Source organism: Candidatus Tenderia electrophaga, from assembly GCA_001447805.1.
Classification (GTDB): Bacteria; Pseudomonadota; Gammaproteobacteria; order Tenderiales; family Tenderiaceae; genus Tenderia; species Tenderia electrophaga.
This window is the reverse complement of sequence record CP013099.1, coordinates 2695654-2720028: the sequence shown is the minus strand read 5'-3', so window position 1 is coordinate 2720028 and position 24375 is coordinate 2695654. Positions and strand designations below refer to the sequence as shown.

Genomic DNA, 24375 nt, shown 5'->3' with positions numbered 1-24375 from the left:
GGGGTGCTAATTAAGGGCAGAAAATCGACATGCAGCGCTTTTTATCACATTGGCACGAGGCGGTTATGACCAGTCTCGGGTTTTTTTGGATGGCCTTATGGGCCTTCGCCCTGGGCTATCTGATCAGCAGTCTGATTCAGGTCCTGGTAACTCGCAGCCGTATGCAGCGCGCGATGGGCACGGCCGGCGCCCGCAGTATGGCGTTGGCCGCGTTCTTCGGATTTATTTCCAGTTCCTGCAGCTTCTCCGCCCTGGCCTCCACCCGAGCACTGTTGCAGAAAGGGGCCGGCCTGGCGCCGGCCATGGCCTTTTTGCTGGCCTCCACCAATCTGGTGGTTGAACTGGGCATTGTCATCGCCATCTTTCTCAGTTGGCAGTTCGTGCTGGGCGAATACCTCGGTGGGATCTTACTGATTCTGTTCGCCTGGCTTTTTATTCGTCTGACAAAACCGAAAAAGCTGTTGCAGCGGGTACGCCAACGTCTCGATCGTGAGAATGGCGGGGACGAGGCCGGGGCGCCCGATTGGCGCCGAAAATTGTTCAGCGTGGCGGGTTGGCAGCAGATCGGCGAGACCTACGTGATGGAATGGCAGATGGTCTGGAAGGACGTGCTGATCGGTTTTACCCTCGCCGGGATCATATCGGCCTTCGTCCCGGAGCGCTTCTTCGAACTGTTGTTTGTCGGCTCGGGCGGCAGCCAGGCGGAGCTGAGTTTCTTCCAGGTCTTGGCGCAAACGGTCGTTGGGCCGCTGGCCGCGTTTTTCACATTTATCGGTTCCATGGGCAACATCCCGCTGGCCGCCCTGTTGTTCGACCACGGCGTCAGTTTTGCCGGCGTGATGGCGTTCATATTTTCCGACTTGGTGGTATTGCCGGTGTTGCGTATCAACGCCGCCTATTACGGGTGGCGCATGTCGTTATATATCTTGGCGATGTTGTTGAGCGGTCTGGTCGTGACTGCCCTACTATTGCACTATGGACTGTCGACATTCGATATGCTGCCTGAGCGTAGCGGCGGGGATTCGCCTGTGAGCCGGGATTATTTCCAATTCAATTACGGCTTCGTCCTAAACCTGATATTTTTATTGATCTCCGCGGTATTGGTCTGGCTGTGGTGGCGGACTCGGCGCGGCGGGCATGGCCATCATCACGCTCACGAGGGCTCTGCGTCGCTGACCGATAAGATATTGCGCAGTCTGGCGCTTGTCGCAGTTGTGTGGTTGGCGGGCGGTCTGTTGCTGGGGGAGGCTTAATTATCGAGGCGGGTTGTCTCGGTTGTGGTTTCGACCAAAAGCCCTTTTCAAGCGCGCCCCTAGGCGCAGGGTCAAAAAATCCACCAGGCTTAGGAAGATTGCGATCTCATAACGCTGCCACGCCACCGCTGCGCCCATGGCGCCGGTAATCCAGATGCTGGCTGCAGTAGCGCTGCCCTTGACGCCGGCCTCGCTTTTTAAGATGGCGCCACCCCCGATAAAGCCCAGGCCGGTCATCAATCCGTAGAGAATACGGGCGTGGCTTTCGGAATTCGATAGCACAGCCATGCCGATCAAGACGAAAGCACAACTGCCTACCGCCACCAGGGGGAACGTCCTCAAACCGGCGCCTTGTGACCGGTATTCCCGATCCCAGGCGATGGGCAGCGCCAACACATAGGCCAATGCCATGTGCCCGAGGTGGGAAGCGAGATTATTCCAGCCGGTGACCCATGCCTCCATTTTGGCGGTCATCTCCCATGGTGTGCGTCGGCGATTCAACGCGAACGCGTCGGCAAAATATCCATCACATTTTAGGACAGTGAGTATATTTTGTCTGGTTTTTATAGGGATTGAGTTTTTTCAATGCAAAGCCAAGCGCAAATTGACTATGCTCACCATTCGATGCCTAGTGCAAATGATGTTGGAGGAAAAAATGAAATGCAATGTCGGTGGTGTGGATATGGTGGTCCGTCTGGTTGCCGGAGCGATACTATTGGTCGTTGCGCTGGCCGTGCCGATGGGTCCGGTGTGGCAAACCGTGGTGCTGGTACTGGCGACCATTGGGCTGGTGACGGGCGCGATTCGATTCTGCCCGTTAAATGCCTTATTGGGCATTAACTCTTGCGGCGATAAGCAAGCGCCCGGTCAGTCAGACGCTTAGCCCGCGCAACATGCGGCGGGCCGTTGCAACAGCGGCGTCCGCCGCGGGCGGACGCCTCAATGCCAAAAAAGAGGTGGTGGCAAGCCAGTTACGTTGGGATCCACCACCCCAATCCCCCCTCAAAGGAGAGCCAAACTGTTATGTGATCCCCATCATCAGGCTGGTGATGACGCCGATGGTGAGCAGTGTCACGGCGAGAACAAGCAATGCGTTTGCGGTTTTGCGTTGCATCGTATCCTCCTTGAGCTTCCCTGCTTTACAAGCCGGATGTTCTTAACATTAAGACAACGCAGCCTGGTCTTAGTTTCTCGCTAGTGTGTAGTGGGTGTGGGCGGGCCGGCACTGTTGTTGAGTTTACCCATGAAAAAACGCGCGACCGGGCAATACCCGGTCGCGCGAGGCGTGCGGACCTTGCGAATGGCGCTATTTGTCGGTTACCACGAAACGTGCGTATTCCGCACGGCTGATGCTGCCGTCGTCGTCGCCGTCGGCTTGCTTGAAGCTGGAGGCGAGGCCGGCGATCTCCTTGGCTTCCTCGCGGCTGAGCATACCGTCGGAATCCTTGTCGTATTTGCTGAACTTCTGACGGATCTTTTCAGAATCAGGGGCTGAGGCCATGCCTGTGTCTCTCATCCCCGCCGCCATGAAGTGCTTGTCCACCTCCCGGGTCAGCTCCGGGTTCGTCAATTCGGCTAGGTCGTTGGGCGAGAGCGTGGGCGCGTTTTCGATGGCCGCAGAATTCACCTTGGCGATATACGAGCCCATTTCGGCGTCGAGATCACCCAGCGCGGACCATGGCACCAGTATCTTGGTTTCATTGACGCCTAGGAACCCGCCGCGCGATAAGACGAAATAGGAAATCTTCCCGGTTTCGTCGAACACCAGTTCATTAATCGTTCCCAGTTTGTTGCCGTTGTCGCTGATCACCTCATGATCGATCAAGTCGGTGGTCTTGTATGCCCATTTCACCGCATCGCTCTTGGATTGCTGGGATTCAGCCATCAGTGGTGCCGATGCCAGGGTGAGCATTGTAACGGCGAGCGCTGTGCGCTGCTTCAGTCTCATTGCGTATCTCCTTGGTTAGAATGTCAGCGCTAGTGTAGCGAGATGGTTTATAAATGCATTGAGATTCATCAATTAACCCTGGGATTTGATATTTTTCAATGTGCGGCGCCGTGCCTGCGGCAATGATGTTGCTCGCGATAAATATTGGAGGATGGATAATGGCCATGGAACTCTACTTGAACCCACTTATCTCCGTTCTGGCGGGCATTTTGATCTTAGTGATCCCTAGGTTTCTCAACTACATCGTGGCGTTCTATTTGATTGTCAGTGGCGTGGCGGGACTGATGCTTCATATTTGACGTTGGTCGCTATGTTAAATGTGCTCAGCTCAACAATGCGTTCGGATATACGGGTGTATGGATTATTTGATGATTGTCAATGCCAGGCGCGTTGATATGCGTTCAGATTGGTGTTCGGTTAAACCACCTTTAGGAGCTGACTCATGAGCCAACACAAGAAACATTTGCCCATTTGCTTGGTATCGGCCGGCATTTTATTCGCCAGCACCCCTGTGTTCGCCGCTGATCCCGGCGAAAAACCTGCAGGTAGCTGGATTACAGTCAATGGAACTGTGGTGTCCGCCACCGACGATAGCTTTCGCCTCGATTATGGTGAAGGGCTGATCACCGTGGAAATGGATGATTGGGATTGGTATGGTGACGCGTACATGTTGCTCGATGGGGACAATGTGACGGTGCGCGGCATTATCGACGACGACCTGTTTGAAAAGCGCAGCATAGAAGCCAGCAGTGTCTATGTCGAAAATCTGAATTCATACTTTTATGCCAACCCTGCCGATGAAGAGGATATGTCCTACGTCCTGGCCTATCCGACCGTTACAATACGGCCGCTGGAAGACGGCAGCTGGTTGAATGTGTCCGGTACCGTCGCGAGTATCGACGGGCGCGAGTTTACCCTGGATACCGGTGGCGACACTATCGAGGTGGACACCGATGAAATGATCTACAACCCCTTGGACGATGAAGGTATACAACAGATCGACAAAGGCGACTACGTATCCGTATCCGGCGCCTTGGATCTCGGTTTCTTCGAGGGTCGGGAGATTGAGGCATACGCGGTCACCAGTCTGAATTTAGATTAAGCCAAGAGCGAACCGAATCGGTGACGCAGACCTCAAGCGGTCTTTACTGACGCAGCGGCGCAAATTGCGCCGCTTTTTTTGTCTGGCTTGTATTCAAAGCTCGCCGCCGGTCAAGGCATTGAACCCGGTCGTGACATCGATCAGTTCGCTGGTGATATTGTCCTGGCGCACGCGGCGGTATTGTCCTGTGACCTCTTCGATGCGCTCGTCCAGGTTGCTGGAGGCACTCTGCATGGCATTGAGCCGGCTGGTGTGTTCGGCCGCCTGGGATTCGGCGCAGGCGCGGAATAAGGTCACGAAGAAATATTGCTGCAGCAGGCCGTCGAGCAGTTTGTTGGCGGGCATAGTAAAACCGGGCAGGCTGCGCGAAGGCCAGCGGTCTTTACCGTCGAGGCGGCGGAAGCGTTGCAGTTGCACCGGCAGTAGGCGGATATGGGTCGGCTGGTAGGTGCCGCCGGGCGTGGTCCGGTTATAGAACAAATGCACGTGGTCGATTTTATGCGCGCGACGCCATTCATCCAGTTTGAGTAGTATGTGTTGAACCGTGACGGCGATACGCGCGGCGGCGCCCGGCACCAAAAAGTTTTCCTCAACGCGTTGCCCGGCGTCTTCCAACTGACCGGCGGCGCGCGCGCCGATGACCAGTAGGCGGCATGGCTCATCGGTATGCGCAACCTGCCTCAATTGAGCCAAGGTGAAGGTGGCGATGTCTTCATTAAAGCGGCCGCAGAGCCCGTGATCCGAACCGAAGACGATAGCGGCATGGGGGGTGTCGGCCATTGGCGGCGGGGGGCCGGCGCTTTCGCCCCGCGCCCTCAACACGACGTAGAGCCCTTGCTCGACGGTGTGAAAATAATCGGCCAGGGCATGCACGGCGGTCTCGTATTGGCGGATACTGACCGCCGACATGGCCTTCATGGTGCGCACAATCGAGCGCAGATCGCCCAGGCTTTCGAGTTGTTGCTGCAGTCGCTCAGTCGTTTCCATGATCCCTCGCCTCATCCGGATCCGATTGCAGCGAATCAGCTGCGCTGCGCAGGGCCTGTTGCAATTGTTCCCAGTCGTCGTCCGATAGGGTTTCGCCCTGGTCGATGCGCTGCCACAGCTCTGGGTGTCGTTCCAACAACTGGGCGCGGAGGGTCTGTTCCGCCTGACCCACCTGCTCCAGTTCCAGCCCATCGAACATGCCACTGTTGACCGCCAGCAATGCCGTGATTTGTTCACTCACGCTCAGGGTCTGGTACTCGTGTTGCTTAAGAATCTCGCGTACCCGTCGGCCGCGTTCGATAGTGGCGCGGGTGTCCTCATCCAGGCGGGTGCCGAAGCGGGCGAAGGTCTCCAGCTCTTCGAACTGGGAATAGGCCAGGCGCAGGTCGCCGGCCACCTTGCGGTAGGCGGGCAGCTGGGTCTTGCCGCCCACGCGGGAGACCGACTTGCCGATGTCGATGGCGGGCATCATGCCCTTGCGGAACAGCTCGGGCGAGACATAGATCTGGCCGTCGGTGATGGAGATCAGGTTGGTGGGGATGTAGGCGGAAATGTCCTGTGCCTGGGTCTCGATGATGGGCAGGGCGGTGAGTGACCCGCCGCCGCGCTCGTCGCTGAGATGGGTGGCGCGCTCCAGTAGGCGCGAGTGGAGGTAAAAGATATCGCCGGGGTAGGCCTCGCGCCCCGGCGGCCGGCGTAGCAGCAGCGAGAGTTCGCGATAGGCGCGTGCATGGCGGGTCAGATCGTCATACACGATGAGGACGTCGTGGCCCTGTTCCATGAAGTATTCGCCCATGCTCATGGCGGCGTAGGGGGTGATGTACTGCAGGCCGGGCGGATCTTCCCCCGAGGCTACCAGCACGATGGTACGTTCCAGGGCCTCGTGTTCACGCAAGGCGTCCACCACCCGGGCCACCGCGGTACCGCGCTGACCGATGGCGCAGTAGATACTGATCACGTCGGTATCGCGCTGATTGATGATGCTGCCCACCGCGATGGAGGTCTTGCCGGTCTGGCGGTCGCCGACGATGAGTTCGCGCTGGCCGCGACCGATGGGGATGAGGGCATCCACGGCCTTGAGCCCGGTCTGCAGCGGTACCTGTACCGGGGCGCGGTCCATCATCGGCGGGGCGGGTTGTTCCACGGCGCGCCGTTCCTGGATCTGTAACGGCGCGCCGCCGTCGCGCACCCGGCCGGTGGCGTCCAACACTCTTCCCAACAGCGTGTCGCCCACCGGGGTGTCGACTTCGCGGCCGGTGGCTTCCACTTCACTGCCGGCACCCAGCTCATCACTGTCGCCCAGCAAGACGATGCCGATGTCGGCCTCGCTGAGATTGATGGCGATGCCCAGCACGCCGCCAGGCAGGCGCACCAACTCTTCGGCACCGAGGCCCGGCAGGCCGGTGGCCCGGGCGATACCGCCGCCGATGTGAGTCACGCTGCCGACCTCGCGGCTGCGGAGTTGTTTGGGCGCCGCTGTCAGTGCCGTCTCGATGGCGGTGTCGATCTCCTGTTGCAAGTCTTTGAGAATGGACATGGCGCTCAGCTCGACCCTGGCGCGCCGTCGAGCACCTTCTTCATGCTGGCTTCCAAACTGTCCATGTACTGCGCCACGCTCCAGCCCAGTTTGCGGCCTTCGGTGACCAGTTCGATGCCGCATACCAGCTCTTCTGTCTGTTCGTATTGGAGTTCGAGCCGTTGGCCCAGGGCATTTTCGACGGCGTCGCCGATGCGCCGGCGTGTGTCATCGTCAAGTGCGAAGCTACTGCGCAGACGCACTTCTTTGTTGTCATCCGCCAGCATATTGCGCGTCGCCTCATCCAGCTTGTCCAGGCGCTGCAGGAAGTTGCTGATGATCTGGCGTTCCAGGTCTGCATCGGCCAGATCGGTCAAGGCCCGGTCGGCGATGGCGGCGACGCTGTGCGCGCCACGCCGTTTCAGTTCCGCAAGGAAATTGTGTTGTTCCTGTTTCAGTTCGCCGCGCCACTGGTGGCGCAGTTCATCGACCTCGCGGCGCGCCTCATCCAGCAGCTGCTGGCGCCGCTGTTCGGCCTCGTCCTCGGCCTGTTGCAGGGTGTCCTGACGTTGCTGTTCCAATGCCTCGCGGCGCTGGCGATAGTCTTGCGCCTCGTCCTCGGCCTCCTGCTCGCGTTGCTGTGCCTGCGACAGACGCTCACTGATGCGCTGCTCGCGCCGATCCATGGCGTTGATCACCGGTTGATAGAGGAAACGTTTCAGCAACCAGACCAGGATCAGAAAGTTGATGATCTGGGCCGTGACTGTGATCCAGTCGATGGTCATGTTCAGCCTCCCGCGGCGATGACATGATCCCAAAAGGGATTGGCAAAAATCAGGATCATGGAGACCACAAAGCAGTAGATGGCGGTGGATTCGATCATGGCCAGACCGACGAACAGCGTGCGGCTGATAGTGCCGGCCTCGTCCGGTTGCTGGGCGATGGCCGCCAGGGCCTGAGCGATGGCGCGCCCTTCGCCCAGCGCCGGGCCGACGGAGCCGATGGCGATGGTGATGCCGGCGGTGGCCACCGAGATCATGCCGATGATGGATACACTATCCATGGGGTTCTCCTTTCTGCTTTGAGGTGTCTTGATCTTGCCGTTGTGCATCGCGTTCCTGGGTGTGTCGATGTGCCGAACTGGCCGAGGCGATATAGACCATGGCCAGGATGGCGAAGATGTAGGCCTGGATGGTGCCGGTTATCAACCCCAGCAGCTGCATGACAATGGGGAAGAAAAACGGCGTCAGGCTGAGCAAGATGCCGACGATCACCGTCCCGCTCATGATATTGCCGTAGAGGCGCACCGCCAGGGCGATAGTGCGCGACAGTTCACCGATGATATTAAAGGGCAGCATCAAGGGCGTCGGGCGGACGTAGTGTCTGAGATAGCTCAGCAGGCCCTCACTGGCGATGCCATAGATCGGTACCGCCACCAACACGCATATGGCCAGCGCCGTGGTGGTGGACAGGGAGCCTGTCGGCGCGATGTAGCCGGGCACAATGGTGAGCAGATTGCTGGCCAATATGTATAGGAACAGGGTGCCGACGAAGGGCAGATAGCGGCTGTAATCCTGGTGGGTGACCTCGCGGATCTGATCAATGGTGCTCGATACGATCACCTCCAGGAGATTCTGCCAGCGCGACATCCGGGTACCGCTGGACAGACGCCGACTGATCAGCCAAGAGGCGGCTGTGAGCAGCGCCATGATCAGCCATGTGTAGGCAATGGTGGCGTTGAGGTGAAGGCTTCCCCAGGCCCAGAGCAGAATGGAATCGGGGCTGATGGTCATTTTGCCGTCCCCGCCGTGGCGTCGGCCCGCCGTGCGACCACCCGCCGCGCCACCAGCCAGCGCGCCAAGGTGAATCCCACCAACGCCGCGGTTACGTGGCGCCAGTCGCCCCACAGCAGGATGGCAAACAATACCGCGACGACCGCCAGGATGCGCAGGGTCATGGCGCCGGCCATCCACAGGCCGGGACGGTCACGCTCGGGCAGGCGCCGCAGCGAACGCCACAGTGCCCACAGAAACAGCAGGCCCAAACCCACCCCTGCCACGGCCGAGGCCATGAGTTCGAAGATCAGTGGATTCATGACTTGTCCTCCCGTTGCGGCCAGTGATTGAGCAGGGGATGCAGCGCCATGGGTGCCAGCAGGCAGGTCATCATACTCACCACGACCATGGCTGAATAGGCACTATCGGGCACCACCTCGGGGCCCAGCTGTTGACCCTGATGCATGATGATCATGGTGATCTCGGCACGCGGCACCATGCTGATACCGATCAATACCGCACCGCTGGCGCCGCTGATCCACCAGGCCGGCAGGCCATGGCCAATGAGCTTGCCCAGGATGGCGACCGCCACCAGGGCGCTGCCCATGCCCAGACCGCTGCCCAAGGAGGCCGGGTCGATGTGCAGGCCGATGCTGATAAAGAAAAAGGGGGTCACGAAGGCATATAAATCCTGAAACGATTTTTCCGTTTTCACCGCCTCCGGGTCGTTGCTGAACACCAATCCGGCGAACAGCGCACCGATGGCCAGGGAGAATCCCAGGCTGCCGGCCAGGGCGGCGATCAGCAGGCCGATGCCCAACACCACCAGCATCCGCTCGGGCGGGTCGCGCAGCTGGGCCGTCAGTCGGGTCAGGCGGGCTTCGCCGTAGCGCGCAAACAGCAGGCAAAACAGGATAAACAAGGAAAATTTGGCAAGGAACCAGGCCGCGGTACCCCCCAGGGTGGGCCAGAAGGCGCCGCCGCCGTTGAGCAACACCGGCACCAGCGCAAACAGCAACGCCATCAGGGCGATGCCCGAGATATCATCCAGTTCCGCCACATCCACCAGCAGGGCACCCTTGTCCGAAGCGAGCGCACCCTTTTCCTCCCAGGCCGCCACCGACACACCCACACTGGTGGCGGTCAGGGCGACGGCGATCACCAGTGAGGGGACCAGCGCCAAAGACAGCCAATAATGGCTGGCAAAAAAGCCCATCGCGGCGGAGACGAAGACCCCGCCGATCCAGATCAGACTGGCGCTGGGCAACTTGGCGGCCAGGGCCCGCGGATGACTCTCCAGGCCCACCTTGAACAACAGCGCCACCACGCCCAGGTTGGCCATAAAGCGAAATGCCGTCATCACCGGCTCACTGAGGAATTGCCAGTGACTGTCGGCCAGACGCAGCAGCACGCCGAGTAACAGAAAACCTACCAGTGCGGGCACGCCCAGGCGTCCGGACAGCGCGTTGATCAGTACCGCGGCGACCACCGCCGCACCCACCAGTGACATCATCAGGGCATCCACCTGGCCGGGGTCAGTCACGGCGGCTCTCCTGTTTCACCCAATACCAGGCGTTGAGACAACCGAGGATGACCCCGACAATGAGCAGGTTCAGGGTCCAGGAGGGCGGCCCGGCATAGACGCGGTCCAGCCACAGCCCGATGGCGATACCGATCACCGTGGGGATCGCCACCGCCCAGCCCACCATGCCGAACATGCCGAACCAGAACCAGCCGCTCTTGTCGCGGTCGTCTTGGGTGCGCAGCTTACGCCGGACGCGCTTGCCGGCCTCCTTGCGGAAGTGCTGCTGGGGGTTGTCTTGATTCGGGTCGTCGGCCATGCTTAGCCCCGTCGTTGTTCCTGTAATTCCATAAAGCGTCGCACCGTGCCCGCCTCCAAACGCCCCAGGGCCGTCCGCGCGGCGCGCTCATGTTCGTCCAGATCAATAAAACGTTCCTCAATGGTGCGCTCCAGGCTGTGCAAATCGTCGCCCTGAATGGCGTTCATGGTCGACACCGACACCTGTTCACCGCACTTGACCAGGCTGCCGTGATCGATGGCATACAGATATTCCTTATGGTTGTGGTCGGTGTAGTAGAAAATGCTCGGCACCAAGACGGCGACGAAGTCCACGTGGCGCGGCAGCAGGCAGAAGGAGCCGTTTTCCGCCTCGGCCACCACTTTGCTGACTTCGGTGTCGACCAGTACTTCGGTGGGCAGTAAAAGTTTCAAACGCATGGACTATGCTCTCGTCTCTTCATCTTCCCCATGACCTTCATCTTGCTCAGCGGATTGCCGGGGCTGCTTGCCCTTGACTTCATCCACAGTGCCGATCATATACAGCGCCTTTTCGTTGCTCTTCTCGAATTCGCCGGCCAGGATGCGCTCACAGCCTTCGATGGTCTGTTCCAATTCCACCGCTTTGCCCGCATGGCCGGTGAACTGCTCGGTGGTAAAAAAGGGCTGGGTGAGAAAACGTTCCAGACGGCGCGCCTGGCTCACCGTGGCGCGGTCCTTGCGCGACAGCTCCTCCATGCCCAGCATGGAGATGATGTCTTTCAGCTCCTCGTATTCCGCCAGGGTGCTGCGCACCGCCTGGGCCACCTGATAATGGCGCTCGCCGACGACCGTGGGCGTGAGCATCTTGGAATCGGAGTTGAGCGGATCGATGGCCGGATAAAGTCCTTGGCTGGCGCGTTTGCGCGACAGTACGATAAAGGCCGACAGATGGGCGAAGGTGTGGGTGGCGGAGGGGTCGGTCAGGTCGTCCGCCGGCACGTAGACCGCCTGCACCGAGGTAATGGCGCCGCTGGCCGAGCTGCAGATGCGCTCTTCCAATTCGGCCAGCTCGGTGCCCAGGGTGGGCTGATAACCCACGCGCGAGGGCAGGCGCCCCATCAGTCCCGACACCTCCATGCCCGATTGCACGAAACGAAAGATGTTGTCGATCAGCAGCAGCACGTCGCGGCGCGCCGTATCGCGGAAGTACTCGGCGATGGTGAGCGCGGCATGGCCGACGCGAAAGCGCGCCCCGGGCGGCTCGTTCATCTGGCCGAAGACCATGATGGTGTTGTCGAGCACGCCCACGTCGCGCATCTCGCGGTACAGCTCTTCCGCCTCGCGGATGCGCTCGCCGATGCCGCAGAACAGGCTGATGCCCTTGTAGCGCCCGGCCATGTTGTTGATCATTTCGGTGATCAATACCGTCTTGCCCACCCCGGCGCCGCCGAACAAGCCGGCCTTGCCACCCCGCTCCAGCGGCGCCAACAGATCGATGGCCTTGATGCCGGTGGCGAAGATCTCGCGCCGCGTGACGCGTTGGTCCATGGGCAGGGGCGGGCGGTGGATGGGCTGGTAAGCGTCGGCCTCGATCTCGCCCTGGCGGTCGATAGGCTGGCCGAAGACGTTGAGCACCCGTCCCAGCAGGCCCTCGCCCACCGGCATGGTGAGCATGCCGCCACTGTCTTTCACCGAGTCGCCGCGCTGCAGGCCGCGGGTGACGGTGAGTGCGATGCAGCGCACCGTGTGCGGATCGAGATGGCTCTGCACTTCCAACACCACCGTGTCGTCGTCACCGCTATACAGGGCCTGATTGCGGTGCGGCAGGGGCGGGGCGAAGCGCACGTCCACCACATTGCCGCGCACGGCGACGATGTTGCCGCTGTGGCCATGCTGATTTCGGTGACGGTCCATGATTTATTGTTTTAGCTTTTGTGTTATCGCTGCGTGTCCAAGAAAGGTATTGTCATGAGTTATTGTTGCAGCCACTGCAACGCTGCATCGGCGCTGGGAAAGTATTCGACCTCGCCGGACACGAACCAGGAGGCCACCTTGGCGGCATATTCCTGCCATTTATGGCTGCCGAAGACAGCGATCTTTTCAAACTCGCCGCGGTATTTCAGGCCGAGCTTAAAATCGTTCCAGGCGGCGCGGGCCTCCCAACCTTCCAGCTCGGACAGGTCGATATAGGCCTTGATTTTCGCATCACTCATCCCCGCCAAGGCGGAATCGATCATCGGGACGATCCTTTCATAGTCGGCATGGGTGAGTGTGCCCGTGGCTTTGAAGGTAAGAAAGAAGTCGTCACCCACGCTTTCGATGCCGATGGAAAGGCCGTGTCGGTGAAGGCTCATTGCGATGGCTCCCGTGTTTGGGTGTTCAATTCATGGTCAGCGATGCGAAACAGCTGTTGCCCTCGCAGGGCATGGTGGCCGATGACGGCAGCCGCGGCGCTCCAGCCCTGTTGTCGGGTGCCCCCGGGCGCGCCGGTCTCGCCGTGGATGAACTCGGGAAAACTCCAGGCCTGGCCCTCCATGGACAAGGCATTGGCGCGGTGGATGGCCTGCAAGAATGCCTCCGCCTCTTGCCGGCAGCCGCGCTGCGCCAGGTCGGCCACGTAAAAGCCCGTTACCATGGGCCAGCGCCCGCCGTTGTGGAACTCATAGGGCCTGTTCTTAAAAGTATAGGAAAACATCACTTGCAATTCCTCCCAATCTTCATCCACCGGCTTGATGACGGGATGAAAGGCGGGCAGGACACGCTGATCCTCGCTAATCAACTTGTCATTGATGAATTGATCCACCCGCCGGCGCTGTGTTTCATTGGCCACCCCCAGCAGGGAGGCGAGCACATTGGCCAGGGTGTCGAAGCGGTAGCCGTAGCCGGTGGGGGAAAAGGCCGGCAGCCAGTGCAGGCCGGCGCAGTGACTGGCCGCCTTGCGCCCTTTTTTATACAACACCTCGTGATAGGCATCGTCGGGGATGTGATCGTCGTCATCGAACCAGTAGTTGGCCTGGATCAGATGGCGCAGGCGGCTGATCTTTTCCAGCAGGGCATGATCCTCGGACCCGTGTATGGCGCGGTGGATACCGGCCAGGCTGCGCTGTGCCTGCAGATAGAGCAGTTGATCATAGAGCACATAGCCGCTGTGCAGATACTCATCGGCCCAATCGCCGGTGAGCGGCACATAGAGCAGGCCGCGACTGTTGAACTCCCAGGCGCCCAATAGAAACCTCACCTTTTCCACCGCGGGCAGCAGCGCATCGAGAAAATCATCGTCGCCGCTGGCGCACCAGTACTCGGCGCAACTGATGATGAACCACAGATCAGCATCGACGCGGCCCGTGGTGCCGCCGTAGCTGATGCGTTCCGCCACCGGATCCACATTGCTGGGGATCTCGCCGTGCGGCCCCTGGTAGTTGGCCAAGGTGAGGAGGGACTGGCGCGCCGCATCGATCAGTTTTTGATCTCCGCTGAGCAGGGCCGCCAGGGTCATAACGCCGCTGTCCCGCCCCCACACGCGGTGATAATTACGGCTTTCACTGGGCGAGGCGACAAAGCCGTGTTCGGTGCTGCAGGCGCGCAACAAGGCGATGGCCTGGTCGTATCCTTGTGCGATGATTGCCGACTCATGCGTCATCGCGGGCTGACTTTCTGAACAGGACCTGGGGATCCCCCTGGCCGGCCAGGGCGGCGAACTCCGCTTCGCTGAGCAATACCTCGGGCAATTCGCCCAGACCGGTGGCGGCGGAGGCGATGACATGGGCCCAGGTGCAGCGGTTGGCGAACAGCATGCCGTCCTCATCCAGGGTGCCGCCCTGATTGACATAGCCCAATACCGGGGTGCCGGCCTCGTTGTCCAACAACGGCCACAGGATGCCGATATAGGGTTCGGGGCGGGTATGGGTGAGAAAGACGCGCACCTCGGCGTTGGCGGGAAACAGTTCCCGCACCCTGTCCTGGGGCGTCATCTGGCGCATCTCGCGGCGGTCCCGGGGGATCCTGAAGCGCCCGGGCTCCTGGATATAGACCACGCTGTGTTCGACCCCGACCTGTTGCAGGCGATCCGAGGCGTGCAACACCTCGCGCAGTTGATAGGCACCGGTGGCCCCCAGCAGCAGCCGTTCATTGGGCCCGCCGCTGCCGCGCAGGCGTACCGCCCCATCCCGAATCAGCTGCCGCGCCTGTTCGCTGTCGAACCACTGGGGCAGGGGCCGTTTGGGCACCACCAGGGTCCAGAGCTGGCCATGGCTGGCATAGACCGCCTCCAGGGCGGCCACCGCAGTGTTGCAATCGGCCGGGAACAGCACCCGTGAGACATCGTTCATCTCGCCCATCATGACTTCGCTGAAGGTGGGGTCCTGATGTGACTGCTCATTCTTGCCGTTCTCCCAGGTATGGGAGGTGGCGATCAGCGGCAGGCCCAGCCAGCCCGGGATCTCACCGTTGTCGAACTGGTGGCGGGCGAAGATCAATTCCTGGCGCACCGCCCCCAGCATTTTCACCATGAATGCCTCGTAACTGGCGACCAGGTTCAGGCCGCTCTTGTTGGCCAGCGCCGCCGACACCACCGCCTCTTCGTTGAGGGCGGTGATTACCCGACCGTCGAGCGCCTCATCGATACCGGCTTCGGGGTGGGTGACGCGATGCTTAAGCAGGGCCAGGCTCTTGGTCAGGCGATTGCTTTCCATTTCATCCGGATTGCCGAGGCGCACGCGCAGCTGCGGATTGGCCGTGACGATGTCGCAAAAATAGGCATCGATGGCGGACATGGCGCCTTGCGGTTCGGCAGTCCCCGGTGCGCACCAGGGCGGCTCGGGCAGATTGGGCGTGGCGACCTGGCGCCGCGCCAGGGGATGGTCGCGTTCCTTGGGACGGCCCTGAATGCTGTGATGGTTAAGCATGCGCACCGAGTCTTGCAGGTCGTGAAAGTCGACCCACAGGCGTTCGGCACCGCGGTTGAAGCTCTGGCGCGCCGTGTCGTCCTCGGCCGGGTTGGCCCCCAAGGGTAGATTATGGGCGCGCTTGGTGCCGGCGCCGGGAAAACCGTAGCCCTTGATGCACTCGGCGATGGCGTAGGGCAACGGCGCTGGATAGTCCCCCTTGCCTTGGTTGATGGACTCGGCATGCTGCAGCAGGCGTTCTTCCATCTCGATCACGCCCCAGGCGTACGCGGCGGGATCATGGCCGTCGATACAAAACGGATCGAAGCCATTGCGGCGTAAATGTTCCTCGAACCAGTCTGCGCCGCCCTTCATGGCCATGGAACTGCGTTGGTCAATGCGGCGGCCGTTGGCGATCATGATGGGCGCCACCAGACCGCTGTCCTGGGCGCGCCACCAGCGCGGTGCCCAGTCGCTGCCGCGCTGTTCCTCGAAGGCGCCGTCGCTGAGAAAGGTGACCAGGGATTCGCCCGGTTCGGGCATGTGCATGTATTGCAGCTCGGCGAAGCCGAGATAGCCGCCCTCCATCATGCCACCGGCGGTATGGACGTTGACATGGCTGCCCAGCGGCGACGCCGGGCGGCCGTCCGGACCCACCTGATAGGCATAAAAATCCTCCACGAAGCGCGTCAACCCGGCATCGCTGAGTCGGTAGCGCTCGGCGTGGGCGGGCGACATGTTGATCACCAGCAGGTTGACCGCGTCGATGGCGGAGACGCAGTGACCCTGGCCCATGAGCCAGCCGCGGGTATTGCCGGTGATGCTGTTGGCGGCGAGGTAGCCCACATAGGCGGGCACCATGTTGAGCGAGCCGCCCATGTGCCCCTCCGGCTTGTGTTTGAAATCCTGCGCCAGCAGTTCGCGGCCGTCGAGATAGACGCGCCGGGCGTAGACCATATGTGCCACCAGCCACATGGCGGCGCTGGCGACGCGGTCGGCGGCCGAGAGTGTCCGGAACACCAGGTCGCGCTCGTTAACACGCCCTTGCCGATGCAGGCGGTCGGCCATCTCATAGATGCGGCGCTGGGTCATATCACCATGGCGGATCACACCATAGCCGTCGGCCCAACGCTCGAAGGCGGTGGCATGATGCCGGGTCAGCGGGTGCATGGTATCACCGCTTGGATTGTTGTCGCGCATGATGGATCTCCTGCAAAAGACTGGCCTGGCCGGGCGTTGGGACCTTACTGCTTACGCTAGCCAATCACAGACTCAAACGCATTGCGATTTTTCAATGAGATGCGGCGCCGGGAACGCGAAATTACCGGGCCAAACCGGTGTGGCGTGCGCCCCGGACGGAAGCTTTACGATTGATAAAATTCAATGCGCTGGGCGGTGCCGCGACGTTAAGGTGATGTGACTGCGCCAACTGGGCAATTTTGAAGAATTTTTTAAGGTGGGTTGAGGCATGACATCGAATATATTGACGCTGTATAGCGACTACGGACAGTCGGTATGGTTGGATTATCTTGATCGTGAGCTGCTGGTCAACGGCGGCTTGGCGACACTGCGCGATGCCGGTGTGCGGGGCGTGACCACCAATCCCACCATTTTTGAAAAGGCGTTGACCGGTAGTCAGGCGTATGACGATACCATTCGCGATCTGTTGCAGGCCGATCACCAGCTCGATGAGCAGCATCTTTATGAATGGCTGATCGTGCAGGATGTGCAAATGGCGGCCGACATCATGGCGCCGGTGTATCTCAGCAGTGACGGCCGCGACGGCTTCGTCAGTCTCGAGGTCTCGCCGCACATCGCCTATGACAGCGATGCCACCGTCGCCGCTGCGCGGCATCTGTGGCGTACGGTGGATCGGCCCAATCTGATGATCAAGGTGCCGGGCACGGTGCCGGGTCTGTTGGCCGTCGAGACCCTGATCGCCGAGGGGATCAACGTCAATATTACCCTGCTGTTTTCGGTGCCGCGTTACCAGGCGGTGATCGAGGCCTTTCTGCGCGGACTACAGCACAATCCCAACCCCGCCGGGCTGGCCTCGGTGGCCTCTTTTTTTATCAGCCGTATCGACAGCAAGGTGGATGCCGCCTTGGATAAGGTCGGCGGCGCCGAGGCTGAGGCGCTGAAAGGCAAGATCGCCATCGCCAATGCCAAGCTGGCCTATCAATCCTTCAAGTCCGCGCTCGGTTCCGAACGGGCGGCGGAACAGCTGCAACGCGGCGTCAGTATGCAACGGCCGCTGTGGGCCAGCACCAGCACCAAGGACCCGGCCTATCGCGATGTGCTTTACATCGAGCAGTTGATCGGGCCGCATACCGTCAACACCCTGCCGGCCGACACCCTGGATGCATTTCAGGCCCATGGTGAGTTGCATGCCACCCTGGAGGAGCATGTGGACCAGGCCAAGCAGCAGTTGCAGGCCCTGGATCGATGCGGTATCAACCTGGCGCAGATCAGCGAGCAGCTGGAGCAGGAGGGGGTGGCCAAATTCGCCCATTCCTATGACGCCGTGCTCAAGGCGCTGCAGGAGAAACGCTTTCAATTGACGCGCGAGTACGCCACCTGATCGGTGGTGATGGCCACTGACGATGATCTGATCTTATGAACCCACGAACACGGACAAATTGACGTCATGACGCGGCGTTATGACATCGCCATTATCGGTGCCGGCACTGCGGGCTTGTCGGCCCTGAACCAGGTACGCAAGCACACCGATAACTTCGTCATCATCAACGCCGGCCCCTACGGCACCACCTGCGCCCGTACGGGCTGCATGCCCTCCAAGACCCTGGTGGAATTCGCCAACGCCTTTCATAACCGTCACCTGCTCGAAACCCTGGATGTGCAGGGGGCGGCCGCGTTGCAGCTGGATTCCGCCGTGCTGATGCAGAAAGTGCGCGACCTGCGCGACGACTTTGCCGCCGCTGCCGCGCGCCAAACCGCCGATCTGGGCGAGCGCAGCATCGCCGGGCGGGCGCGCTTCGTCGCACCGCAGCGCGTGCAAGTGGGGGAGCGGATCATCGAGGCCGAAGCCAGCATCATCGCCACAGGCTCGCGCCCCGTGGTCCCGGACGCCTGGCGCGCGCTGGGCCGGCGCGTGGCCGACAGTGATGAGTTTTTCGAATGGGAGGAACTGCCCCCTTCGCTGGCGGTGGTGGGCATGGGTGGTGTGGGGCTGGAACTGGCCCAGGCCCTGAGCCGCGTGGGCGTGGACGTCTACGGCTTTGAAGCGTCCAACTGTATCGGCGGGCTCAGCGATGAAACGGTGGCCCGGCAGGCGCTCGATATGCTGCAGCCGGAGTTCCCCATCTATATGGGTGCCCGCGCCGAGCTGGATGCGCAGGGCGACCGGGTGGCGGTACAGGGCAGCGGTCGGCAAGTGGTGGTGGATAAGGCGCTGGTCGCCCTGGGACGGCGCCCCAACCTGGAGGGCTTGGGACTGGAGCAGTTGGGCGTGGTCTTGGATGATCAAGGCCGGCCCCGTTTCAATCCCCACACCATGCAGGTGGGCGATCTGCCCATCTATCTTGCCGGCGATGTGGACGGCTGCGTCCCGCTGCTGCACGAAGCGGCGGACGAGGGCTATATTGCCGCTCACAATGCCTTGCAGTCAGGTGCCCTGTCGTTTGAACGGCGCACGCCGCTGATGATTGTCTTTTCCGATCCCCATATCGCCGTGGCCGGTCAGAGTCTGGCCAGTCTCAAATCCGTTGAGCCGGTGATCGGCGCGGCCGACTTCGCCGCTCAGGGACGGCTGCGGATGACGCGCAGTGACCGAGGCGTGCTGCGTGTCTATGCCGAACCCGGGTCAGGTCGCCTGCTGGGGGCCGAGATGTGTGTACCGCAGGGTGAGCACCTGGCCCATTTGCTGGCCTGGGCCATCGGTGAGCGCCGCAGTGTTCACGACGTATTACGTATGCCTTTTTATCACCCTGTGGTCGAGGAGGGGCTGCGCAGCGCCTTGCGTGATACCCGTGACCGGCTCGGCGACAGTCGCAAAGCGCCACTGGAATTGGCGCTGCAGCATCGACTTCCATGCGTTCCCGCCGCGGGGCAGTGACGGCTTGCCGCCGTGCGAACGCCGCAATGATTAAGCAGGTGTAAATTATGGCTAATGTGAAATTACATCGATTGAGGCAGCTTCAGCGCTTTACCCTGTGTGCCGCGGACGGTGAAATCGGCAAAGTGGAAGAAGTCTACTTCGACGATTCCAATTGGTCTGTTCGCTACCTGGTGGTCAACACGGGTGGTTGGTTGATGGGGCGGCGCGTGCTCATTTCGCCCGTCGCCGTCGGCGAACTCGACGAGCAGGCGCATACGCTTTACATCGAACTGAGTCAGGAGCAGATAGAGAACAGCCCGCCTCTGGGCGCCGATCAGCCGGTTTCGCGTCAGTACGAACAGGAATACCTGCGCTATTACGGTTGGCCGCCGTATTGGCAATCCGACCCCTTCTCGGCCGCACAGCCGAGCTTCGACCCCCACCGGCCCCTGCCGCCGTTTTATGATACCTGGCGTGAAGGCAAGCGCGACAACCACTTGCGCAGCTCGGACCAGGTGAGCGGTTACCGCCTCGACGCCGAGGACGGCGAGTTCGGCCACGTGGCGGACTTCGTCATCGACGACCAGTATTGGAAGGTACGCTATCTGGAGATCGATACCCGCAATTGGTGGCCGGGCAAGCACGTGCTGCTCAATCCCGCCTGGATCGAGCGGGTCCACTGGCTGGAGAAGAGTGTGACCGTGGACTTGTGTAAAGAGGATATCCTCACCGCCCCGGCCTACGATCCCAAAGCGGTGATTAGCCGCGATTATGAAATCAAGCTGCTGGAGCATTACGCCAGACGTAAGTATTGGGAATAAAAGCCTACCCCGGCAGGTGATGCCCCGACTTGGTGCGGTGTCCGGGCGCCTTGACAAAACCCCGCGTTACCGCAACACTTCCCCATTCCGGCGCCCCAATTAGATCACAATCTCGGCGCCGTGATTGTCTGTTAGCCACTATCAGGGAAGGGATGGTTAATGATCGACACCGCGATTAGTCATATTGCCTCCGAACTCAATCAGCATCTCAAGCGCAGCTTCGACCTGAGCGAGGATGTGGTCGTGGTTTCCAATCTGTTGGAGCAGGACGGCAGCGTCGCCCCCCATGCCAACAACAAGATCGTGGTTTCCCTGGTCAATATCGAAAAGGACAGCGTCCCCTTCCAGCAGCAAAACTTCGCCAGCGGTGGCGGCCGCAGTATCGTTGCCTCGCCGCCTCTATACTTTAATTTATATCTGATGTTCGCCAGCTATTTCAGCGGCAGTAATTATCAGGAAGGGTTGAAGTTTATTTCCAAAACCATCAGCTATTTCCAGGGCCAGGGGGTGTTCGACCAACACAACAGCCCCGGTCTGGATACTAAAATCAACAAACTCATCCTGGATATCGAAAATCTGGACATGCAGAACCTCAGCAGTCTGTGGGGCATGCTGAGCGGCAAATATCTGCCCTCGGTGCTCTACAAGGTCAGGATGGTGACTTACGACTCCGGTGCGGTGAAGAAGCAGGCCCCTGCCTTGACCCGGCCGCAACCCAGCCTGAGTCACTGACACAGGCTTGTTTGTGATGAGCGCCTACCGATCATTGTTTCGTGTCTGTGTGGCGCATGATTTCTTCTCGGATGGCCGTTGCCCCGGTCTCGAGTTCATCCCCACGCAACATACCCAACACATAATGGGCAACGCCGGTTTGTTATTGCGCCGCCGCGGTGATGGCATCGTCGTGAGTTACGATGAAGCGCGACTGGCGTCGCTGGAAATGTATGCCGACGACAGCGACGACCCCTTGTGTTTTGAATTCAAGGTGTACGCCGCCGATCCGGAGTTCAGGAGCTACAGCGAGCCCTTCGGCGCCGGCATGGCCGAGATGCCTTATTTCGACAATCGCGGCGCGGCGCCGGGCGCGGTCGTGCGTCTACACGGTTCGGATTACGTCGCGGAACATGATCTTGTGGCCCTGGATTCGGACCGGCTCGGGAGTATGATGGGCCAGAAGGACAGACTGCTGCCGCCCGTGTTCGTGCTCAGGATCTATGCGCATCACGGGCGGCAATCGCTACTCGCGGATTGGCTCGATGGCGACGGTGTGGAGTATCGAATCGCATTTCGTTCGCGCCGCACCTATTGGCAATATTATGTGCTCGGCGAGATGGCCGCCCAGGATGCCCGTGTCGTGGATGCGGACGGCCGGCTTGAATTCGAGCCGTTGGGCAGGACCACCTTGGCGGGTGGCCGGGACGCGCTTGTGTTTAGATCCACAAAAGACATTCCCCTGCATCAGGATTACGACTTTCGTTTGCAGTTGAGCGCCAAGAGTCAGCAAGGCGAAAGGGTTTTGATCAAACGATTACCGCTTGCCTGCGTCAGCCGGCCGGGGATGGAAACGATTGCAGGGCACGGAACGGTAGTTTCAGAAATCTACGTTAACAGCTAACAATAAATAGAGGGAAGATATTATGGGACAGATGAAAACACCGGGCGTTTATATCGTCGAAAAGAACGCCTTTCCGAATTCTGTCGTCGAAGTGGCCACCGCGGTTCCGGCTTTTATCGGCTACACCCAAAAGGCGGATAACAGGGGCAAGTCCTTATTGAACAAACCCTGGCGCATCACATCCATGTCGGAGTTTCACAATTATTTCGGTTTCGCGCCCATGCCCCAGTTCAACATCGAGGAAAAGCCCGCCGATCCCAATGTCGAGGCGGCTTTTTCGCTAGGCGACAGCGCGTATGTGTTGAACCAGAGTGCCGGCGAATACCTGCTCTACCATAGCATGTTGCTGTTCTTTCAGAACGGCGGCGGGCCCTGCTACGTAGTATCGGTGGGTAACTACAAGGACGCCATCGAGGCGGACAGATTGAGCAAAGGGATCAACCTGCTGGTCAAAGAGCAGGAGCCCACCATGGTGGTTATCCCCGAGACCGTGTTGCTGGACGAACAAAACAGCATCAGCGTGCAACAGGCGGCTCTGGCCCATTGTGGCGGCAAGATGAAAAACCGTTTTGCCATCCTCGATATCTGGGGCGGTCAGAAGGACCGCCAGGACCCCGCCGGCGATTGCGTCGAGAATTTCCGCTCGGCCTTGGGTATCAACTATCTGGATTTCGCCGCCGCCTATTATCCCTGGATCAATACCACCATCGTTCAGGACAAGGACCTTAGCTACGACAACATCGCCAACCCTGACGTGTTGCAGACCTTGTTGCGCAGCGAACTCGGCATTCCGGACAGCGTCGACGATTCCACCCCCGCCAAGATCGCCCAACAGGCGCAGGCGGTCAACGACATCACCAACAGCTGGGACGACAAATCGGAACAAGAGGTCTATGCGGTCAAGGGGCTGCTCAACAAGAGTCTCATCGCCATGAGCCCGCTGTACGGCAATATCCTCGGCTCCATCAAAGAAAAGCTCAACCTGCTGCCGCCCGCCGCGGCCATGGCCGGCATCTATACCATGGTGGACAATTCCCGCGGTGTGTGGAAGGCGCCCGCCAATGTCAGTCTGAACGCGGTGGTCTCGCCGGCGGTGAATATCACCCACGACGATCAGGAAGACCTGAACGTCACCACCCAGGGCAAGTCCATCAACGCCATCCGTACCTTCATCGGTGAGGGCACGCTGGTATGGGGCGCGCGCACCCTGGACGGCAATAGTCTCGACTGGCGCTACATCAATGTGCGCCGCACCATGATCATGCTGGAAGAGTCCATCAAGCTGGCCACCAAGGCCTATGTCTTCGAGCCCAACGTGGCCAACACCTGGGTCACCATCAAGAGCATGATCCGCAACTTTCTCACCGGTATCTGGAAACGCGGCGGCCTGGCCGGGGCGGTGCCGGACGATGCCTTCAGCGTCCATGTCGGTCTGGGCGAGACCATGACCTCCGAGGACATCCTGGAAGGTATCTTGCGGGTGACGGTGCTGGTGGCCATCAGTCGTCCGGCCGAGTTTATTGAAATCACGTTCCAACAGCAGATGCAGAAGTCATAGCATCTCGGTCTGAAAACCGACAATAACGAATAATAATCTTTTCAACTTAGAGGGAGATGTATCATGGCAGATGACGGATCCGCACAATCCACAACCGTATGGCCCTTGCCGAAGTTCTACTTTCAGGTGAAATGGGATTCCGAAGTAATGTCGTTCCAGGAGGTGTCGGGCCTGGATATCGAGGCGCAGCCGATCGAGTATCGGCACGGCGACAGCCCCGAGTTTTCCACCATCAAAATGCCGGGCATCAAGAAGTCCAGCAATGTCACTATGAAGAAGGGCGTCTTCAAGTCGGATAATAAGTTCTGGGACTGGTTTAACCAGATCAAGATGAACACCATCAAGCGTGTGCCGGTCACCATCAGCCTGCTCGACGAGGCCGGTGCGCCGACCATGGTCTGGACCCTGGCCAATGCCTGGCCGACCAAGATTACCGGTACCGACCTCAAGGCGGACGGCAACGAGGTGGCCATCGAGACCATCGAGGTCGCCCACGAAGGGATTACCATCGATAATTCTTAACTGCGCAACGACGGAATAGGGGGGGCGACGCGTTATTTACGCATCGCCCCTGTTGTGTTTTTGCGCCGGGAGGAACTATGGCTGGAATATCGCTGACGTCGGGCGGCTATCAGCCTTCCGCGTTTTATTTTAAGGTTGTCTTCGCCGCCACGGCGGGTATGTCGGATACCTCGTTTCAGGAGGTGAGCGGTATCGGTTCCGAGATCGAGACCGAGCCCTACGTGGAGGGCGGCGAAAACCGTTATGTGCACCAACTGCCCAAGTCGGTGAAGCATCCCAGGCTGGTATTGAAGCGCGGTATCGCCAAAATAACCTCGCCGCTGGTGATCTGGTGCCGCTCGGTGTTCGAAGCCGATTTCGCCGTGCCCATCGTGCCCATGCCGGTGATGGTCTACCTGATGAATGAGAACAAGGCGCCGGTGCGCGCCTGGTCCTTCGCCAATGCCTATCCCGTCAATTGGGAAGTGGAGCCCTTCAACTCCACCAAGAACGAAGTGGCCATCGAAAAAATCGAGCTAAGTTACAACTATTCCAACAGGATGATTTGAATATGACTAT

Annotated in this window: 27 protein-coding genes; 12 read left to right on the top strand and 15 right to left on the bottom strand. The window is 60.1% G+C overall.

Translation table 11 applies throughout. From position 1 onward, the window contains the following. Window positions 1–29 precede the first annotated feature (29 nt). Window positions 30–1253, top strand: coding sequence for a permease (locus Tel_12445; GenBank protein ALP53878.1), 1224 nt, complete (start codon window positions 30–32; stop codon window positions 1251–1253). On the opposite strand, the gene Tel_12440 is transcribed toward Tel_12445, so the two are convergent. Further along, window positions 1254–1715, bottom strand: coding sequence for a magnesium transporter MgtC (locus Tel_12440; protein ID ALP54861.1), 462 nt, complete (start codon window positions 1713–1715; stop codon window positions 1254–1256). A gap of 148 nt (window positions 1716–1863) precedes the next feature. On the opposite strand from Tel_12440, the gene Tel_12435 reads away from it, so the two are divergent. Further along, window positions 1864–2136 (top strand): hypothetical protein, encoded by a 273-nt coding sequence (locus Tel_12435; GenBank protein ALP53877.1) that lies wholly within the window; start codon window positions 1864–1866, stop codon window positions 2134–2136. A gap of 423 nt (window positions 2137–2559) precedes the next feature. On the opposite strand, the gene Tel_12430 is transcribed toward Tel_12435, so the two are convergent. Next, window positions 2560–3165: a hypothetical protein gene (locus Tel_12430; GenBank protein ID ALP53876.1), complete on the bottom strand. Its 606-nt coding sequence runs from the start codon at window positions 3163–3165 to the stop codon at window positions 2560–2562. A 134-nt stretch (window positions 3166–3299) separates the two neighbouring features. Between Tel_12430 and Tel_12425 the strand changes: the two genes are divergently transcribed. Together Tel_12425 and Tel_12420 are read left to right on the top strand one after the other, a co-directional pair. After that, a complete protein-coding gene (locus tag Tel_12425) occupies window positions 3300–3500 on the top strand; it encodes a hypothetical protein (protein ALP53875.1) in 201 nt (66 codons plus the stop codon). A gap of 143 nt (window positions 3501–3643) precedes the next feature. After that, the gene (locus tag Tel_12420) at window positions 3644–4303 is read left to right on the top strand and encodes a hypothetical protein (protein ID ALP53874.1); all 660 of its coding nucleotides are present in this window, start codon (window positions 3644–3646) and stop codon (window positions 4301–4303) included. 93 nt (window positions 4304–4396) lie between these two features. Here Tel_12420 and Tel_12415 read toward each other — a convergent pair whose 3' ends face one another. From Tel_12415 to Tel_12355, 13 genes are read right to left on the bottom strand one after another with little or no spacing between them, the layout of a single operon-like run. Next, entirely contained in the window at window positions 4397–5290 is an 894-nt protein-coding gene (locus tag Tel_12415; GenBank protein ID ALP53873.1) for an ATP synthase subunit gamma, read from the bottom strand. After that, complete coding sequence (locus Tel_12410; protein ALP54860.1) at window positions 5277–6809, bottom strand: ATP synthase subunit alpha; 1533 nt, start codon at window positions 6807–6809, stop codon at window positions 5277–5279. Before Tel_12410 ends, Tel_12415 begins: the two co-directional genes overlap by 14 nt. Before the next feature lie 23 nt (window positions 6810–6832). Then, on the bottom strand, window positions 6833–7591 hold the full coding sequence (locus tag Tel_12405; GenBank protein ID ALP53872.1) for a hypothetical protein: 759 nt from the start codon (window positions 7589–7591) through the stop codon (window positions 6833–6835). A 2-nt stretch (window positions 7592–7593) separates the two neighbouring features. Continuing rightward, complete coding sequence (locus Tel_12400) at window positions 7594–7869, bottom strand: ATP synthase F0F1 subunit C (protein ID ALP53871.1); 276 nt, start codon at window positions 7867–7869, stop codon at window positions 7594–7596. After that, window positions 7862–8599: an ATP synthase F0F1 subunit A gene (locus tag Tel_12395; protein ID ALP53870.1), complete on the bottom strand. Its 738-nt coding sequence runs from the start codon at window positions 8597–8599 to the stop codon at window positions 7862–7864. The genes Tel_12400 and Tel_12395 overlap by 8 nt, the downstream gene beginning before the upstream one ends. Then, window positions 8596–8901 (bottom strand): hypothetical protein, encoded by a 306-nt coding sequence (locus tag Tel_12390; GenBank protein ALP53869.1) that lies wholly within the window; start codon window positions 8899–8901, stop codon window positions 8596–8598. Before Tel_12390 ends, Tel_12395 begins: the two co-directional genes overlap by 4 nt. Further along, entirely contained in the window at window positions 8898–10124 is a 1227-nt protein-coding gene (locus tag Tel_12385; GenBank protein ALP53868.1) for a hypothetical protein, read from the bottom strand. Before Tel_12385 ends, Tel_12390 begins: the two co-directional genes overlap by 4 nt. Next, window positions 10117–10422: an ATPase F0F1 gene (locus Tel_12380; GenBank protein ID ALP53867.1), complete on the bottom strand. Its 306-nt coding sequence runs from the start codon at window positions 10420–10422 to the stop codon at window positions 10117–10119. The genes Tel_12385 and Tel_12380 overlap by 8 nt, the downstream gene beginning before the upstream one ends. Before the next feature lie 2 nt (window positions 10423–10424). Continuing rightward, window positions 10425–10820 carry an ATP synthase F0F1 subunit epsilon gene (locus tag Tel_12375; protein ALP53866.1) on the bottom strand — a complete coding sequence of 132 codons (396 nt, stop codon included), beginning with the start codon at window positions 10818–10820 and terminating at the stop codon, window positions 10425–10427. A gap of 3 nt (window positions 10821–10823) precedes the next feature. Continuing rightward, on the bottom strand, window positions 10824–12275 hold the full coding sequence (locus Tel_12370; GenBank protein ALP53865.1) for an ATP synthase subunit beta: 1452 nt from the start codon (window positions 12273–12275) through the stop codon (window positions 10824–10826). A gap of 59 nt (window positions 12276–12334) precedes the next feature. Next, on the bottom strand, window positions 12335–12715 hold the full coding sequence (locus Tel_12365) for a hypothetical protein (GenBank protein ALP53864.1): 381 nt from the start codon (window positions 12713–12715) through the stop codon (window positions 12335–12337). Beyond that, the gene (locus Tel_12360) at window positions 12712–14001 is read right to left on the bottom strand and encodes a glycogen debranching protein (GenBank protein ID ALP53863.1); all 1290 of its coding nucleotides are present in this window, start codon (window positions 13999–14001) and stop codon (window positions 12712–12714) included. Before Tel_12360 ends, Tel_12365 begins: the two co-directional genes overlap by 4 nt. Beyond that, a complete protein-coding gene (locus Tel_12355) occupies window positions 13991–16414 on the bottom strand; it encodes a xylulose 5-phosphate 3-epimerase (protein ALP54859.1) in 2424 nt (807 codons plus the stop codon). Before Tel_12355 ends, Tel_12360 begins: the two co-directional genes overlap by 11 nt. 298 nt (window positions 16415–16712) lie before the next feature. On the opposite strand from Tel_12355, the gene Tel_12350 reads away from it, so the two are divergent. From Tel_12350 to Tel_12315, 8 genes are all read left to right on the top strand, one after another. Then, complete coding sequence (locus tag Tel_12350) at window positions 16713–17825, top strand: hypothetical protein (GenBank protein ID ALP53862.1); 1113 nt, start codon at window positions 16713–16715, stop codon at window positions 17823–17825. 66 nt (window positions 17826–17891) lie between these two features. After that, window positions 17892–19319: a dihydrolipoamide dehydrogenase gene (locus tag Tel_12345; GenBank protein ID ALP53861.1), complete on the top strand. Its 1428-nt coding sequence runs from the start codon at window positions 17892–17894 to the stop codon at window positions 19317–19319. Between the two features lie 47 nt (window positions 19320–19366). Beyond that, window positions 19367–20122, top strand: a complete 756-nt coding sequence (locus Tel_12340) for a hypothetical protein (GenBank protein ALP53860.1) — start codon at window positions 19367–19369, stop codon at window positions 20120–20122. Window positions 20123–20281: 159 nt separating this feature from the next. Further along, on the top strand, window positions 20282–20854 hold the full coding sequence (locus tag Tel_12335; GenBank protein ID ALP53859.1) for a hypothetical protein: 573 nt from the start codon (window positions 20282–20284) through the stop codon (window positions 20852–20854). Window positions 20855–20870: 16 nt separating this feature from the next. Then, a complete protein-coding gene (locus tag Tel_12330; GenBank protein ID ALP53858.1) occupies window positions 20871–21737 on the top strand; it encodes a hypothetical protein in 867 nt (288 codons plus the stop codon). Between the two features lie 22 nt (window positions 21738–21759). After that, window positions 21760–23295: a phage tail protein gene (locus Tel_12325; GenBank protein ID ALP53857.1), complete on the top strand. Its 1536-nt coding sequence runs from the start codon at window positions 21760–21762 to the stop codon at window positions 23293–23295. Between the two features lie 63 nt (window positions 23296–23358). Beyond that, the gene (locus Tel_12320) at window positions 23359–23817 is read left to right on the top strand and encodes a phage tail protein (GenBank protein ALP53856.1); all 459 of its coding nucleotides are present in this window, start codon (window positions 23359–23361) and stop codon (window positions 23815–23817) included. A 77-nt stretch (window positions 23818–23894) separates the two neighbouring features. After that, window positions 23895–24365, top strand: coding sequence for a phage tail protein (locus Tel_12315; GenBank protein ALP53855.1), 471 nt, complete (start codon window positions 23895–23897; stop codon window positions 24363–24365). Window positions 24366–24375: the final 10 nt, after the last annotated feature.

Bases quoted from the DNA above. Each gene is read 5' to 3' on its own strand.
- Tel_12445 (ALP53878.1), top strand. From the start codon at position 30: ATGCAGCGCTTTTTATCACATTGGCACGAGGCGGTTATGACCAGTCTC.
- Tel_12440 (ALP54861.1), bottom strand. From the start codon at position 1,715: ATGGAGGCATGGGTCACCGGCTGGAATAATCTCGCTTCCCACCTCGGG.
- Tel_12435 (ALP53877.1), top strand. From the start codon at position 1,864: ATGCTCACCATTCGATGCCTAGTGCAAATGATGTTGGAGGAAAAAATG.
- Tel_12430 (ALP53876.1), bottom strand. From the start codon at position 3,165: ATGCTCACCCTGGCATCGGCACCACTGATGGCTGAATCCCAGCAATCC.
- Tel_12425 (ALP53875.1), top strand. From the start codon at position 3,300: ATGTGCGGCGCCGTGCCTGCGGCAATGATGTTGCTCGCGATAAATATT.
- Tel_12420 (ALP53874.1), top strand. From the start codon at position 3,644: ATGAGCCAACACAAGAAACATTTGCCCATTTGCTTGGTATCGGCCGGC.
- Tel_12415 (ALP53873.1), bottom strand. From the start codon at position 5,290: ATGGAAACGACTGAGCGACTGCAGCAACAACTCGAAAGCCTGGGCGAT.
- Tel_12405 (ALP53872.1), bottom strand. From the start codon at position 7,591: ATGACCATCGACTGGATCACAGTCACGGCCCAGATCATCAACTTTCTG.
- Tel_12400 (ALP53871.1), bottom strand. From the start codon at position 7,869: ATGGATAGTGTATCCATCATCGGCATGATCTCGGTGGCCACCGCCGGC.
- Tel_12395 (ALP53870.1), bottom strand. From the start codon at position 8,599: ATGACCATCAGCCCCGATTCCATTCTGCTCTGGGCCTGGGGAAGCCTT.
- Tel_12390 (ALP53869.1), bottom strand. From the start codon at position 8,901: ATGAATCCACTGATCTTCGAACTCATGGCCTCGGCCGTGGCAGGGGTG.
- Tel_12380 (ALP53867.1), bottom strand. From the start codon at position 10,422: ATGGCCGACGACCCGAATCAAGACAACCCCCAGCAGCACTTCCGCAAG.
- Tel_12375 (ALP53866.1), bottom strand. From the start codon at position 10,820: ATGCGTTTGAAACTTTTACTGCCCACCGAAGTACTGGTCGACACCGAA.
- Tel_12370 (ALP53865.1), bottom strand. From the start codon at position 12,275: ATGGACCGTCACCGAAATCAGCATGGCCACAGCGGCAACATCGTCGCC.
- Tel_12365 (ALP53864.1), bottom strand. From the start codon at position 12,715: ATGAGCCTTCACCGACACGGCCTTTCCATCGGCATCGAAAGCGTGGGT.
- Tel_12360 (ALP53863.1), bottom strand. From the start codon at position 14,001: ATGACGCATGAGTCGGCAATCATCGCACAAGGATACGACCAGGCCATC.
- Tel_12355 (ALP54859.1), bottom strand. From the start codon at position 16,414: ATGCACCCGCTGACCCGGCATCATGCCACCGCCTTCGAGCGTTGGGCC.
- Tel_12350 (ALP53862.1), top strand. From the start codon at position 16,713: ATGACATCGAATATATTGACGCTGTATAGCGACTACGGACAGTCGGTA.
- Tel_12345 (ALP53861.1), top strand. From the start codon at position 17,892: ATGACGCGGCGTTATGACATCGCCATTATCGGTGCCGGCACTGCGGGC.
- Tel_12340 (ALP53860.1), top strand. From the start codon at position 19,367: ATGGCTAATGTGAAATTACATCGATTGAGGCAGCTTCAGCGCTTTACC.
- Tel_12335 (ALP53859.1), top strand. From the start codon at position 20,282: ATGATCGACACCGCGATTAGTCATATTGCCTCCGAACTCAATCAGCAT.
- Tel_12330 (ALP53858.1), top strand. From the start codon at position 20,871: ATGAGCGCCTACCGATCATTGTTTCGTGTCTGTGTGGCGCATGATTTC.
- Tel_12325 (ALP53857.1), top strand. From the start codon at position 21,760: ATGGGACAGATGAAAACACCGGGCGTTTATATCGTCGAAAAGAACGCC.
- Tel_12320 (ALP53856.1), top strand. From the start codon at position 23,359: ATGGCAGATGACGGATCCGCACAATCCACAACCGTATGGCCCTTGCCG.
- Tel_12315 (ALP53855.1), top strand. From the start codon at position 23,895: ATGGCTGGAATATCGCTGACGTCGGGCGGCTATCAGCCTTCCGCGTTT.